Genomic DNA, 14,372 nt, shown 5'->3' on the forward strand with positions numbered 1-14,372 from the left:
AACAAGGATGGAGGAAGCGTTTCTGCGTTCATCGCGTTATGTATTGTTCTTACGCACATGAAACATATCGGTGAGTGTGACGAATTGATAACGCTTATTTTTTAATCGTTCAATCACGCGAGGCAGAGCTTCCAACGTTCCATTCAAGACGCCCCCAACATTCCCTCCAGCATGCTGCAAAATGATCGAACCCGGCCGGGTTGTCGTTAAGATATTGCTCATGACCCTTTGAGCGCTAAGACCTCTCCAATCCTGCGAATCAACATTCCAATTGACAATGATATACCCTTGGCTCCCAGCCCACCTTACTTGCTGCTCATTGATCTCCCCATAAGGGGGGCGAATGAACTTGGGGTGATACCCGATAATTCGATGCAGTATGGCGTCCGTCCGCAAAATTTGCTGTTTGAATTTGACCATGGACAATTTCGTGAGCAGAGGATGATTGTAGGTATGGTTGCCAACGAGATGTCCTTCTCGCACCATACGTCTTATGATATCAGGATGTTTTTCTGCTCGGTAACCCATAACGAAAAATGTCGCTTTCACGTTATATTCTTTTAACACATCTAGCACTTTACCTGTGAATTCATCAGGCACGTCATCGAAAGTTAAGGATACACGTCTGGAATAGGAAGCTCCGCTATTCTTGAAGATCGCAGGGTACTTGTGGCGCAAAGCGGATAATGCTCGATAGCTTTCTTCAGCACGAGATTGTCGTTTAGACTTAGTGCGCTCAGATTTCTTGCGATGTGAGACCGTTTGTCTTGTCGTACCTGGTTCAGGCTTATGATCCGTTTCTTCGGAATGAAGTGTAACGGGGGATGTCTCTAGTGCCTTGGGAAGCGGTGAGGAATTTGAAGAATTTGAACAACCGCCACAGAGAACCAGCAGGACTAGGAACAATATACAACACGAACGCAAGCGAATCCCCTCCCTTCATACTCTAATATGCACATTCGGAATCCGTCTCCTTGTTATGTCCTTTTCAATGGTGAATTATGCGAATGTTACCAACGGAGTCAAGCTCGAATGTGAACATTGTCACAGCTAATGCTAGCATCGCAAGTCATAGTATAAGGAGGCCAAAACCCTGTATATTAGGAGGGCGCATGTGAATATTGTTAAATCGAATGTCAAGATCGCAAAAGACGTATACCTGATGAAAATCGAAGGGCAGTTTGAAGGGCGAATGGGGCAATTCTACATGCTTCGGGCTTGGTCAGATTACCCTGTGCTTTCCAGACCTATCAGTATTTATGATCTCAGTAAGAATGAGATTAGTTTCTTATATCACGTCATTGGGGAAGGGACAGAACGTTTCAAGCAGCTTGAAGCGGGGGACTCAATTCAGCTGGAAGGCCCGTATGGCAATGGCTTCCCTGAGGCTCAAGGCAAGGTGGCGCTCGTCGGTGGGGGAATCGGTATCGCGCCATTATATCTAGCTGCGAAGCAGCTGCATCAACCCGATATATATCTTGGGTTTAGCCGAGAATCCTATCTGGTCGATGAATTTAGGCCCTTCGCAGGCGACGTTGTCTGTGATGTGGGCGGAATTATTGTGAATCAAATCGATTACGCAAAGTATGACACGATTATCACGTGCGGACCGCATATCATGATGCAAGCTTTGGTGGAACGTGCGCAAGGATCGGGTGCAGAAGTCTATGTTTCGCTGGAGAAGCGGATGGCTTGTGGGATTGGTGCATGTCTTGTATGCAGCGTCATGTGCCAAGGTGGAAATCGAAAGGCATGTGTAGATGGGCCGGTATTTGCTGCGGAGGAGGTTCGATTTGATGCAGAACATGGCGTGTAAAATTGCGGGTGTACCTTTTAAGAATCCAATTGTGATGGCGTCAGGTACGTTTGGTTTCGGTAAAGAATATGCCAAGCTCTATGATATCAATCGACTTGGCGGTATTTCAGGTAAAGGGTTGACCCTTGCTCCGAAGGCAGGAAATCCTGGTGTTCGTGTCTGGGAGACCCCTTCTGGTATGCTGAATAGTGTCGGCCTCGAGAATCCGGGGATTGATTACTTTCTGAAAGAAGAAGCCCCTTATTGGGAGACGCTGGATACGGCACGGATCGTCAACCTTGGCGGGGGCTGTATAGAGGATTATCGAATCGGTGCAGAGCTGATTACGGCGCATGAGAAGAAGCTGAGAGAAGTTGGACGCTGTTCCATCGATATCATCGAGTTGAATATTTCATGTCCGAACGTGAAGGAAGGCGGGATCGCCTACGGCGTTCAGACGGAGACAGCACGACAGGTTGTTCGAGAAGTTCGTCAAGCGACATCGCTGCCGCTCGTCGTGAAATTATCGCCCAACGCTGAGAACATTGCAGAGATGGCGTATATGTGTGAAGTAGAAGGGGCGGACGGGGTATCACTCATTAACACGATATCCGGAATGAAGATTGATACGCGTCTTCGCAAGAGTGTCTTCCACAACCTCTATGCAGGCTTGTCAGGTCCTGCGATTAAGCCAATAGCCTTACGCATGGTACACCAAGTGGCTCAGCATGTGAAGATTCCGATTATGGGCATGGGCGGGATTACGACTGCGAGTGATGTCATCGAGTTTATTATGGCTGGGGCTTCGGTAATCCAGATCGGCACGTACAACTTTATGAACCCACGTGCAGGCGAACAGATGACAGAAGGTATCAAGAAATGGATGGAACAAGAGAATGTCTCTACGCTGGAAGAAATTCGTGGGATCTTATAATGAACATAATCAACACAGGGAGAGTAGATTCCTGTGTTTTTTATTTTTCTTAATAACGGAGTTCGAATAGAATACATTCCAATGCGTGAACAATATCGTGTAATTTATTCGGGGTATATCCAGGTTTCAAGGCATGTCTGCGCACTTTATGAATGATTTTATTTAGGTTATGAAAAAAATTCGAAACCGGATTCCAAATGACGACGTAATACAGTAACATAAACATAATAACAGATCCATTGAGGAGGAGTACCACATGTCTATTTTCAAAAGATTACGCGACCTAACTCTATCGAATGTCTATGCTCTCATTGAGAAAGCTGAAGATCCAGTGAAATTGACGGATCAATATATTCGTGACATGACGGAAGACTTGGAAGATGCCGAGAAAGCCGTTGCACAACAAATCGCGATTGAGAAGAAGTTCAAGCAGCAATATGAAGAGCAAGTAGCGCTCGTGAAGAAGCGTGAAGAGCAAGCACACATGGCGGCGCAAGCGCAAAACATTGATCTGGCCCGCCGTGCATTGGAAGAGAAGAGATCTGCTGAGCAGAAGATGAACGAGTTCAAAATTGGTTATGATCAGAACAAAGCTGCAGCAGATAACCTTCGCGGTAAGCTTGAAGAAATGCGCAAGCAATTAACCGAGATGAAGAACAAGCGTGAGACGCTGATTGCTCGTTACAACGCGGCGAAAGCGCAAAATGAAATCAATAAAGCGATGACTGGCTTTGGTTCTGATACAGCAGCAGCGGGCTTAAAACGGATGGAAGAGAAAATGCTGCAAATGGAAGCACAGGCTGAAGCAAGTAATGAGATGGCTTCCAAAGACAAATCGCTCGATGATGAGTTTGCGGCACTGAATAAAGACAAAGTTGTTGATGATGAGCTTGCAGCGCTTATGAAACAATACGAGAATAAATAAATAAGATAAGTACGATGGTTGTAGGAAGGAAGGGGAGCGCGAGGGCGTTTTTCTTCCTTTCCCAATGAATGGAACCTTTTTGGAGGAGGCTTAACATGACAATCGCATTTCAGGATATTCTGCGAATTCTTGTCTGGACGGGGATGGGCACGGTTCTACTCTGTGTCATTATGTTCGTGGACTCACTGTTTACACCGTATAAAGATATGGAAGAGATCAAGAAGGGGAATACAGCCGTAACAACTCGTTTCGTCATGAAGCTGCTCGCGCAAGGTTATATCCTGTCCTCATCGATCGCAAAGACGGATAGTCTCTGGGATGGGCTTGTCATCTCGGTCGTATCATTTGTCATCCTGCTCGTGCTTGAGTGGATTGTTCGCTTGGTATTGCGTGGAAGCTTCGGTCTGAAGCTGGATGAAGGCACGAAGGAAGGCTTTATGCCGCATGCATTATTCGCAGGTTCTCTGCATATTGTCGGAGCATTGATCATCTCCGCTTGTCTGTAATGAAATCGACGGTATCTAAGATTGAAGGAGCGTAAGACATGAGTATATTCAATCGTATCAAGAACATACTAGCGAAGCCTGAGCCGCCCAAAGCGGAGCGGAGCATCCTGCAGCTTGGGCCTGGTGATGCTGTAGAAGTATCATTAGTCACTTATCAAATTACGGGAAGAACGAATAACCGTCAACGGAATGCCGTTGTATTGACATTGCAGGATGGGAATACGATTCGTTATTTGCATATTGAGGAACGCGAGCAAGTCGTCTATGCTTTGTACGAGCCAATTGATGGCCGACTCGATGAACCGGATGAAGTTCCGACGACCATCGAAATGGAAGATCGTACGTATTACATGGAAGAGCAATATTCCGGTAATGTGCTCGTAACGGGCAAGACGCCATTCATGCAAGCAGGGGAGCAATATGTATGGCAGTATCAATCGGATGATTATAAGCTGCTGCGCATCGAATGGCAGAATGGCAGATTTATGTTATATGAGGGCGACAAAGTGATTTCTGGAGATGTGCAGGTCCTTAGAGGAACGTAATCGCTAGAATTGAGAGGTCAACAAGTCGGCGATGATTTTTTGAACAACCGCTAGAAGCAAGGAGCGTGAACCAAGTGTCGAAATGGCTGCAGTATATTATTAAAAGTGTACTCGTCGTTGCGTTAATGGCTTCGGTTCTGACGGGTTGCGGTTCTCCGAATGTTAGCGATACGTATCCGCTCGAATCTGTGAATAAATCGGGTTCAGAGACCTCGTATATCTATCGTGCAGAAGGGAAGACCGTTCCGGCTGTAGCGTCGGAGCTGTCCGACCAGCAGAAACCGGAGCAGAAATCGAAGGAAGATCCGGATCATATGTTCCTTGTCTACTCGGACAAGTGGATTCATGTGATGAAGGACGAGAAGAAGCCAGAGGATTCTCTCATTGAGGTTGACTCGAAAGAATACGTCCAGCGCAATTATAACCCAAGCTTTTTGGAAGCTTATCTGATTGGTAGTCTTGTAAGCGATCTATTTGATTCATTCGGCGGCAAGAAATATGGTAATTATCGCGGTTATACGAGCTATGAGAAGTATAAGCCGAATAAACAATACCATGCACCTAGCACCAATGAGAAAAAATCGATTCCTCCAATGACGGTGGAACGAAAAGGCTCTATTTTCAAACGGGGAAGCTCAAGCAGCAGTTCTTCGAAATCGGATGATTCGGGCGGACTGTTCAGCAAGAAGAAGTCTTCAGGCAGTATCTCCAAGAATAAGAGCAGCGGATCGGGTTCGTTCTTCTCTCCTTCAAAATCGAAGGCGCCAAGGACGAAGTCAGGAAGCGGTAGAATCTCCAAGCGAGGCAGGCGATAAGCTAACGCATCGCAGGTTGAGACTGAGAAAAACCTTTGCATGTCAGCCAAGATTAGGCTGCGGTAGCAAAGGTTTTTTTGGTAAGTATTCGTGGACGCCGAAGGCGTTTATGCTTGTGTAATCCGGCGCTCAATCGCATCGGACATCGTCTTATCGGTGAGATGCGCGTAGACCTCGGTGGTCTCTGTTGAGGCGTGCCCAAGCTGCTCCTTGGTCTTATAAATATCATTTTGTAAGTAATAATCGGTTGCAAAAGAGTGGCGGAGCTTATGGATCGTCAAGTAGGGCTTCCCGAACCGTTTGGCATATTTGATGATCATCTCCTGCATGGCTCGCTTCGTCATACGTTTCCCTTCCTGCTGCCCATTCGGGATTGCGAGAAATAGAGCCTTCTCTTTACGTGGTGCACTATAGCGTACAGGCCGCATCTCCATGTAGGTGATTAGGTCAGGCTTCGCCTCCTCGCGAAAGTATACGGGGGCTTTGAAGGTCTCATCGTGATTCCCTTTGCGATAGACATAGACAAGTTTGTTATTGAGGTCGACATCTTCCATGTTCAAATTCACGACTTCGGATACCCGCAAGCCAGAGTTTAGAATCAAGCTGGTGATACATGCATCGCGCTGCTTGTTCAGTTCATAGGCATATAGTGCTTGTTTGTTGTTCGCAACATCTTGCCCATAACCTTCTTGTATGTATTGAATGAATGCGGTGAGTTCATGTTCTTCGAGCAGTTTTCCTTTGAGCTTGGATGCGGTATCTTTTGGTTTATGTATGCGCTTGATCTCAACTTTGGCCATAATATTGCGCTTTAACAAGGGATAGAATTGCTCGTCCTCGGCAATTTGGCTTAGATAATGAAATATCGAACGAAGGGAGGAGAGTTTCCTCGAAATGGTGATTTTTGCGTTCGTATTCTCCTTAAATGTGGACAGGAAAATTCGATAGTTCACGATCGATTCCATATGTAATACTTCAAGGTCTTGTAAAGTAATGTCCTTCATTAGTTGAGCTGTTGTGAGTCCTTCGGCCATAAGCCAGGAGAAGAAGATCTCATAGTCACGCGTATATTCTAAGAGGGTGGATGGCGACAGGTCCGGCAGCTTATAATCGATAAACTGCTGAACGTACCAAGGGAATCGTGGCACCTTCTGTTCCAGCTCTTGTCGGTCTTTTATTTTCTGGATGTTCAACGGATTCACTTCTTTCGCTATGGTCTTCTTATGATGATTATAGTGGATTTCGAAGATTTATCCTAGGGCGGGAACCAAGATGGCTTGTTCGATTGGGACGGTTCCTGTACTCTAGATAAGAGAGATGTGCTGAATGTAGAGGAAGGAATGGGAATGAAATGACACTACGAATTGGAATGATCGGTCTAGGAGACATTGCACAGAAGGTATATTTGCCGCTTTTGTCTGTACATAAAGATGTTGAGATTGCGGGTGTGATGAGCACGACGCAAGCGACGGTGGATCGGATGATGCGCCAGTACCGGCTGTCCTTCGGCACAACACGCTTCGAGGAATTAATAGATCGCGGTTTGGATGCTGTTTTCATCCATAGTCCAACGGAATCGCATTATGAACTTGTTACAGCGTGCTTGAATCGAGGGATTCCCGTATATGTCGATAAGCCGCTGTCTTACCATCTAGCAGAATCCATTGCGATGGCTTCACGAGCCGAGGAGAAGGGAGTTTTACTCGCTGTGGGCTTCAATCGCAGATTCGCGCCGCAGTATGTACAGGCCAAGCAGTGGCTTGAAGAACAAGGCGGCATCGAGTACCTCGCAGTACAGAAGCATCGGACACGATTACAGTCTCACAATGCTAAAATGACGATATACGATGATCTCATTCATATGTTAGATATGATGATCTGGCTTGGCGGAGCGAACTATGAGGTGGGTACCAAATCACTTCGTATCAATGAAGAAGGAAAAATGCTGAACGCATCGGGCATGCTTCATTTTGACCATTCGGATGCTTCCTACAGTATGGTGCGGCTTGCAGGGGCAGATCTGGAGAAGCTGGAGCTGCATGGGCATGGACGTTCCGCGGAAGTGACGAATATGGAACAAGCTATTATGGCTGAGAAAGGCAACGCGCCAATCCACCACACCTTCGGTAGTTGGGATACGGTACTACGACGTCGAGGTTTCGAAGGCGCTGTGCATCATTTCCTATCGACATTGAAAACACCGGAGCAATGCAGCATTCGCGCAGATCAGGTCTTGGAAAGTCATCAATTAGCCGAACAGATAAGCATCATTTGAACATGTATCAATGATTCATTCTAATGCGCTGGGCAGATGATTGACAGCAGAATCTTAGTATGTTGGAAGAGCTCTCCACATATGATGTTTTATTGACATCATGAAAGGGTGAGTAGTTCCATGAAGAAAGAAAGGATGTGGGGAGTGATCGTGCTCAGCAGCATGATGGTCCTCTCCGCATGCGGACGTTCAGAGTCAACGACAATCAAGACGGATCAGGGCACGATGACAGTCACAGGCGATCAGAACGGGGATAGCGTGTCCATTACCGGCAAGACTAGTGATGGGAAAGAAATCAAGTCTGAATACTCTACGACTGAAATGCCCAAGGATTTCCCACTAGATGCTCCGATTCCGAAAGGGTTTCAATTGAAGGGCTCAGCCAGGTCGGAACAAAACGGCGATATCTCTGTGATGGTCACCTGCAGTGGCGAAGCGAAGGTTGATGCGGTGGTTCAGCAGATTACAGATTATTTGAACGCTGGTGGATTTAAAGACATTAGCAGCTTTGCTGTGGATGGATCAGCAACGCTTGGTGGTAAGAAAGACGGAACGGATTTCTCAGCCATTATCGCAAGAGATGAGAGCACGGGAACAGTGGATCTCATCATCACTTACGTATTGAAAAGCAACCCATAACCTAGACAATGAGCCGCCTTCAAGCAGAAGGTGGCTTTTAATTATACAATTTTACCCATTTGTGATGCGATTTTATCCGTTGACAGTCCTAGATTAGCTATCTATAGTACTAGTTATGATGACAACAAATATTTCCAAAAAGTCCAACCGTCAGAAAGCAGTGGAAGCTGCAGCTGAATTGTTCTTGCACAAAGGGTATCATGATTCGAGTATGGATGAGGTCGTGGCGATAAGCGGCGTGTCCAAGTCTAATATCTACTATCACTTCAAGAGCAAGGAGGAATTGACGTTAGAGGTTATTGCGTGGCGCATTGCAAGATATGAACTGCTGATCGATGAACTCAATGCGCTGCAGCTAGGGGTTGCGAATAAGATCGATATCTTATTCGAGATGTTATATCGCGAAATCAACGAACGGAATTGTGTTGGGGGGAACCCGTTCATTTCGCTATGGAATCAAGTATCGATAGATGCACGATTAATTCGAACACAAATTCATGATTTTTTTGAGCGGAAATCACTGGTATTTCGATCCTTGATCATGCAAGGGACGGAAGAAGGGACATGGTCGGCCCATCTTCCGATTGAATCGACGACGGTGCTGCTCGTCTCATCCCTTGAAGGAGCGCTCGTCCTTGCAGAAGTCCATCAAAATGCGGCGGTGCTGCTTGAAGTGAAAAGCGCTTTCTTACAGATCATGCACGGATATAACCGGAAGGTTGATGGGGTGTAGGTCTTATCAAGAACGACGCGTGTTTTTATCCTTATCATCACCTTGATCATCCTGTTCTTCGTGTTCTTCCTTCTCGATGTGGAATTCTACGGCCGATTGCCCCGTAATATAATCGAACGGGGTGTAGTTGTTGCTCGGGAGTTCCTTGCGACGAATCATTTTCACGGTGATCATGCCAAGCAATACAAGAATCGGGATGATGAGCGACAGAATGATAAATGGGGTGTAATCGTCCATTAGAAGCTCCTTTGCTAATTGAGATTGTAATACATACGGTCGAGATGGAGAGTCGTTTCATTGTGTTGACATCAAACAGGTGGCTTCGCTATAGTGAAGGAACGATTAGTCCAGGAAAAGGAGGAATTAGGGTGACATCGATCTATGATTATTCTGCAGCACGTATTACGGGTGAAGAGAAAGCGCTTGTCGATTATACCGGGAAGGTACTGCTCATTGTGAATACAGCGAGCAAATGTGGGTTCACGCCGCAATATGAAGGGCTTGAGTCATTGTATCGTACCTACCGGGATCAAGGGTTTGAAGTGTTAGGCTTTCCAACGAACCAATTCATGTCGCAAGAGCCAGGTACAAATGAGGAAATCGAATCGTTCTGTCAATTGAATTATGGTGTTACATTTCCCATGTTCGCCAAGATTCATGTCAATGGAAGCTCGGCCCATCCGCTGTACAAGTTCTTGAAGAAGGAAGCGAAGGGCGTGCTCATTAACGATATCAAATGGAATTTTACGAAATTCCTTGTTGATCGGAGTGGGCAGGTTGTTCGTCGATATGCTCCAACAGTTGAGCCGAAAAATATCGAGGATGATATTCGGGCATTATTAGCACAATAGAATGCTATCGGAAGTGGGTTATTCATGAACCATGAGTAATCCGCTTTTTTTGTTATCTAAAAATCCTAAATACATTGAAAAAATACCATATAAATAATTGTGAATCGAATAAGATGAGAGCTATAACATTATTGTAAGCGCTCTATCGATTGGGATTAATAACAATGAAAGGGTGATTGTGATGCGTAGAGAGATCACTGCACTAATCGAACAAATGACATTGGAAGAAAAAGCGGGGTTATGCTCGGGACTTAATTTCTGGCATACAAAACCTGTTGAACGTCTTGGCATTCGATCCATTATGGTAACGGACGGGCCGCATGGCCTACGCAAACAGGATGGGAATAGCGATCATTTGGGGCTGCTGAATAGCGTTCCTGCAACATGCTTCCCTTCAGCTGCAGGTATGGCCTGTTCTTGGGACCGCGATTTGATGTATCAAGTCGGTGTTGCGCTCGGTGAGGAGTGTCAGGCTGAGAACGTTGGGGTACTGCTCGGTCCGGGTGTGAACTTGAAGCGCTCACCACTCTGTGGACGGAATTTCGAATATTTCTCGGAAGATCCATACCTCACTTCAGAAATGGCAACGGAGCACATTCTTGGGGTACAGAGCCAAGGCGTGGGTACGTCGTTGAAACATTTTGCTGTGAATAATCAAGAGCATCGCCGCATGTCGGTCAATGCAGTCGTCGATGAGCGCACGATGCGTGAATTGTATCTGACTTGTTTCGAGACCCCTGTGAAGAAAGGCAAGCCGTGGACCGTCATGTGTTCTTACAACCAAGTGAACGGCGAGTTTGCATCACAGAATGAATACTTGCTTACAGAAATTCTGAAGAAAGAATGGGGGCATGATGGTTTCGTCGTCTCGGACTGGGGGGCGGTAGTGGACCGTGTGAAAGGGTTAGCAGCAGGTCTTGAGCTTGAAATGCCGTCGACGAACGGATATTCAGACCGCAAGATCGTGCAAGCCGTACAAAATGGGGAACTTGCTGAAGAGGTCTTGAATGATGCGGTAGCAAGACTATTAGAAGTTATTTTCAGAGCAGCGGACAACGCGAATCCGGATGCGACTGTGGATCAGGAGGCCCATCATCGTCTTGCGATGGAGGTGGCGCAAGATAGTATGGTGCTGCTGAAGAATGAGGACGCGATTCTACCGCTTCATGCGGATGGCAAACTTGCTATTATCGGGGCATTCGCTCAAAATCCGCGTTATCAAGGTGGAGGCAGCTCGCATATCAATCCGACGAAACTCGATAATGTCTACGATGAGATTTGCAAACTTGCTGGCGCAAGTGCGCAGATCACCTATGCTCCAGGCTATAACTTAGACAACGATGATATCGATGCAGCGGCCGTACAAGAAGCGAAAGCAGCAGCCATGGGGGCCGATGTTGCTGTGGTATTCGCAGGATTGCCTGATCGTTATGAGTCGGAAGGGTATGATCGCAAACATCTTAAGATCCCAGCCAACCAGCGGCAACTCATCGAAGCGATTGCTGAGGTGCAGCCGAATATCGTTGTGGTGCTCATGAACGGATCAGCGATTGAGATGCCATGGATCCAATCCGTGAAAGCTGTGCTTGAAGGGCATTTGGGCGGGCAAGCGTTAGGTGGTGCCATCTCGAATTTACTCTTCGGGTTTGTAAATCCATCCGGTAAACTCGCGGAGACTTTCCCGATGCAGTTGGAGCATAACCCATCCTATTTGAACTTCCCAGGGGTTGGCGATATCGTTGAATATAAAGAAGGGCTCTTCGTCGGTTATCGCTATTACGATGCGAAGCATATTGAGCCGTTGTTCCCGTTCGGATATGGTCTAAGCTATACGACCTTCAAATATTCGAACTTGGTTGTGGATCGTACGTCGATGTCGGATCAAGATATGGTTACGGTTCAAGTGAATGTGAAGAATACGGGCAGTATCGCAGGGAAGGAAATCGTTCAGCTCTATGTTCGCGATGTCGAATCGAAGGTGATTCGTCCAGAGAAAGAACTGAAAGGATTTGTTAAAGTTGATCTCGGGTCTGGGGAAGAGAAAGTCGTAAGCTTCACACTCGATCGCAGAGCCTTTGCGTATTATAACGTTGAGCTGAAAGATTGGCATGTTGAGACCGGTGAATTCGATATCTTGATTGGCAAGTCGTCGCAGCAAATCGAGCTTCAGGAGCGCATTCATGTGGAATCTTCTGTAGAACTGAAGCGCAGCTTCACCCGGAATTCGACGTTCGGCGATATAATGAGAGATCCATTTGGAGCGCAGATTGCAGAACCATTGCTTCGGAAGTTCCGAGAGCAATCAGGGCTTGGTGATGGTCTCGAAAATGATGCGCCAGAAATGATGCTGGCGATGATGAATGATATGCCAATTCGTGCATTGCTCGCTTTTGCACAAGGGGCGTTTACGGATGAAATGCTCGATGGTCTGCTTATGCAGCTAAATGGAGCAAATGCATAAATAACAGATTTCGTGATGAGCAGAACCGGGGTCTTGTCTAAATGGCAGGTACCCCGGTTTTTTTCGCATGTACAGTCTATATGATCGCTGATAGGGTGATGGGTAGATGGTAATACTGGGGAGAGATCTTGCTACGGCTGTGCTAAATTAAATGTGGAATATGGTTGTTCATTAAGGCGGTTCGGGCTACAATGGAGCATGCATAATAAATAGCAAACGGAGGCGAAAAAATTGTCCATGATGGTGATCGAAATTTTCGGCATTGCCATATTAGCAGGTATTGTCGGATCCGTCCTTGGGCTTGGAGGCGGGATCGTCGTAACACCAGCACTGACGATGCTATTCGGGGTCGATATTAAGCATGCTATTGGCGCGAGCATTATATCTGTCATTGCGACTTCAAGCGGTTCAGCGATTGCGTACATAAGAGATCGGATTACAAATTTACGCGTAGGGATGTTCCTGGAGGTTGCAACGACGGTTGGTGCGATTACAGGTGCATTTATCGGAGGATTGATGGCTCCGAGTGTCCTTTATATTATTTTCGGTGTATTACTGATGTATTCTGCGTACGCGATGCTGAAGAAGACAAAGCAGGAGCTTCCGCAAGAGGTACCGCTTCATCCAGTAGCTGCCCGCTTAAATTTGCAAGGGGAGTATTACGATAAGGCGCTTCAGAAGTCCGTTTCGTATAATGTGGATCGCGTATACAGTGGATTTGGTGTCATGTATGGAGCTGGCGTCATTTCTGGACTGCTCGGCATTGGAAGCGGCAGCTTCAAGGTAATGGCGATGGATGTGTTTATGAAGCTGCCGCTCAAAGTATCCAGTGCAACGAGCAACTTCATGATGGGCGTAACCGGAGCGGCTAGTGCGGGAGTATATCTGTTCCGAGGCGAAATCAATCCATTCTACGCCGCGCCGGTAGCGCTCGGTGTATTAATTGGGGCAACGGTCGGTGCGAGAATTATGCAGCGAATGAAAAGTCGTACGATTCGCAAAATCTTCATCCCGGTGATGGCCTATGTTGCGATTCAAATGATACTGCAAGGATTGGGGATTAAATTATTATGAGTGAAGAACGAATGGAAAATCAAGGAAGTGAAGAGAAAATCATCTCAGCCGAAATTGTGGTCAGCAAAGTGCTGCGTATTGGTGTACTCGTAAGCGGCTTCGTCATCCTGCTGGGACTCATCTTATATCTTGCTGCTGGAGATAGCGGCTATCCTGCAGATATGTATCCAACGACGCTAATTGGAATCTTGCAGGGGACAGGAAGCTTGAAACCTGCCGCTGTGATCCTATTCGGGTTGTTCCTTCTTATTTTGACTCCTGTGCTTCGCGTAGGCATTACAATTCTTGTATTTGTAAAGGCGAAGGATTATCTGTATGTTGGCATTACAAGTCTTGTCTTCATTATTCTGATTATCAGTCTGCTCCTCGGCAAAGCCGGTTAATGGTAGCTTAATGGTAAAAAAATGACACTAATACGTTTAGGTATAGAAAAAGACCGCAAAATGTGGTCTTTTTATGCTTATTATTTGTTGTAAAGCTGTCCTATCTAACTTAAGAATTCTATTACTACTTTTTTGAATTTGTCTGGTTCTTCATAATGTGGAGTATGTCCACTATGTTCAAAAACATGAATTTCACCATTGAGAGCGTCATTTTTAAAGAATTCAATGTGGTTATCACACGTTACAGCGTCATATTTTCCGATAGCTAACAACAATCTCCATTCTATTTTCTCCTAGCTCGTCACTCAGATCCATATATTTCTCTGTCAGTTCACGGATAGGTATATTACTTTCTGCTAGAAGTAAACCTTTATCGTGTAATTCAGGCTTACCGTGGTTCTTTTCCCCTTTTTTTATTTGTATAATTTCTAACTAT

At 46.1% G+C, this 14,372-nt stretch carries 16 protein-coding genes; 13 read left to right on the forward strand and 3 right to left on the reverse strand.

Features of this window, described 5'->3' with window-relative positions:
• Positions 1–36: 36 nt before the first annotated feature.
• Positions 37–924, reverse strand: coding sequence for a polysaccharide deacetylase family protein (locus C558_RS0107640; protein WP_245583746.1), 888 nt, complete (start codon positions 922–924; stop codon positions 37–39).
• A gap of 190 nt (positions 925–1,114) precedes the next feature.
• On the opposite strand from C558_RS0107640, the gene C558_RS0107645 reads away from it, so the two are divergent.
• From C558_RS0107645 to C558_RS0107670, 6 genes are all read left to right on the forward strand, one after another.
• Positions 1,115–1,816, forward strand: coding sequence for a dihydroorotate dehydrogenase electron transfer subunit (locus tag C558_RS0107645; RefSeq protein WP_018755667.1), 702 nt, complete (start codon positions 1,115–1,117; stop codon positions 1,814–1,816).
• Entirely contained in the window at positions 1,797–2,729 is a 933-nt protein-coding gene (locus C558_RS0107650) for a dihydroorotate dehydrogenase (RefSeq protein ID WP_018755668.1), read from the forward strand. Before C558_RS0107645 ends, C558_RS0107650 begins: the two co-directional genes overlap by 20 nt.
• 256 nt (positions 2,730–2,985) lie before the next feature.
• Positions 2,986–3,654 carry a PspA/IM30 family protein gene (locus C558_RS0107655; RefSeq protein ID WP_018755669.1) on the forward strand — a complete coding sequence of 223 codons (669 nt, stop codon included), beginning with the start codon at positions 2,986–2,988 and terminating at the stop codon, positions 3,652–3,654.
• 101 nt (positions 3,655–3,755) lie between these two features.
• Positions 3,756–4,160 carry a DUF350 domain-containing protein gene (locus C558_RS0107660; RefSeq protein WP_026263781.1) on the forward strand — a complete coding sequence of 135 codons (405 nt, stop codon included), beginning with the start codon at positions 3,756–3,758 and terminating at the stop codon, positions 4,158–4,160.
• 38 nt (positions 4,161–4,198) lie between these two features.
• Positions 4,199–4,705, forward strand: coding sequence for a DUF4178 domain-containing protein (locus C558_RS0107665; RefSeq protein ID WP_018755671.1), 507 nt, complete (start codon positions 4,199–4,201; stop codon positions 4,703–4,705).
• 74 nt (positions 4,706–4,779) lie between these two features.
• On the forward strand, positions 4,780–5,520 hold the full coding sequence (locus C558_RS0107670; RefSeq protein ID WP_018755672.1) for a DUF4247 domain-containing protein: 741 nt from the start codon (positions 4,780–4,782) through the stop codon (positions 5,518–5,520).
• Positions 5,521–5,627: 107 nt separating this feature from the next.
• Here the strand turns inward: C558_RS0107670 and xerS are convergent, their stop codons facing one another.
• Positions 5,628–6,713, reverse strand: coding sequence for a tyrosine recombinase XerS (gene xerS / locus C558_RS0107675; RefSeq protein WP_018755673.1), 1,086 nt, complete (start codon positions 6,711–6,713; stop codon positions 5,628–5,630).
• Positions 6,714–6,871: 158 nt separating this feature from the next.
• Here xerS and C558_RS0107680 point away from each other — a divergent pair, with 158 nt between their 5' ends.
• The 3 genes from C558_RS0107680 (at position 6,872) to C558_RS30670 (ending at position 9,167) form a co-directional block, all read left to right on the forward strand.
• On the forward strand, positions 6,872–7,795 hold the full coding sequence (locus tag C558_RS0107680) for a Gfo/Idh/MocA family protein (protein WP_018755674.1): 924 nt from the start codon (positions 6,872–6,874) through the stop codon (positions 7,793–7,795).
• Positions 7,796–7,915: 120 nt separating this feature from the next.
• The gene (locus C558_RS0107685; RefSeq protein WP_018755675.1) at positions 7,916–8,434 is read left to right on the forward strand and encodes a hypothetical protein; all 519 of its coding nucleotides are present in this window, start codon (positions 7,916–7,918) and stop codon (positions 8,432–8,434) included.
• Positions 8,435–8,549: 115 nt separating this feature from the next.
• Positions 8,550–9,167: a TetR/AcrR family transcriptional regulator gene (locus C558_RS30670; RefSeq protein ID WP_018755676.1), complete on the forward strand. Its 618-nt coding sequence runs from the start codon at positions 8,550–8,552 to the stop codon at positions 9,165–9,167.
• 6 nt (positions 9,168–9,173) lie between these two features.
• On the opposite strand, the gene C558_RS0107695 is transcribed toward C558_RS30670, so the two are convergent.
• Positions 9,174–9,404, reverse strand: coding sequence for a DUF3951 domain-containing protein (locus tag C558_RS0107695; RefSeq protein ID WP_018755677.1), 231 nt, complete (start codon positions 9,402–9,404; stop codon positions 9,174–9,176).
• Between the two features lie 131 nt (positions 9,405–9,535).
• Between C558_RS0107695 and C558_RS0107700 the strand changes: the two genes are divergently transcribed.
• The 4 genes from C558_RS0107700 to C558_RS0107715 all read left to right on the forward strand — a co-directional run bounded on the left by C558_RS0107700 (position 9,536) and on the right by C558_RS0107715 (position 13,936).
• A complete protein-coding gene (locus C558_RS0107700) occupies positions 9,536–10,018 on the forward strand; it encodes a glutathione peroxidase (protein WP_018755678.1) in 483 nt (160 codons plus the stop codon).
• A 181-nt stretch (positions 10,019–10,199) separates the two neighbouring features.
• Positions 10,200–12,479: a glycoside hydrolase family 3 C-terminal domain-containing protein gene (locus C558_RS0107705; protein ID WP_018755679.1), complete on the forward strand. Its 2,280-nt coding sequence runs from the start codon at positions 10,200–10,202 to the stop codon at positions 12,477–12,479.
• A gap of 237 nt (positions 12,480–12,716) precedes the next feature.
• Positions 12,717–13,553 (forward strand): sulfite exporter TauE/SafE family protein, encoded by an 837-nt coding sequence (locus C558_RS0107710; protein ID WP_083927126.1) that lies wholly within the window; start codon positions 12,717–12,719, stop codon positions 13,551–13,553.
• Positions 13,550–13,936, forward strand: coding sequence for a DUF1634 domain-containing protein (locus C558_RS0107715; RefSeq protein WP_018755681.1), 387 nt, complete (start codon positions 13,550–13,552; stop codon positions 13,934–13,936). Before C558_RS0107710 ends, C558_RS0107715 begins: the two co-directional genes overlap by 4 nt.
• The last annotated feature ends 436 nt before the right edge of the window (positions 13,937–14,372 follow it).

Origin of the sequence: Paenibacillus terrigena DSM 21567 (assembly GCF_000374845.1) — a bacterium.
Taxonomy (GTDB): Bacteria; Bacillota; Bacilli; order Paenibacillales; family Paenibacillaceae; genus Paenibacillus_K; species Paenibacillus_K terrigena.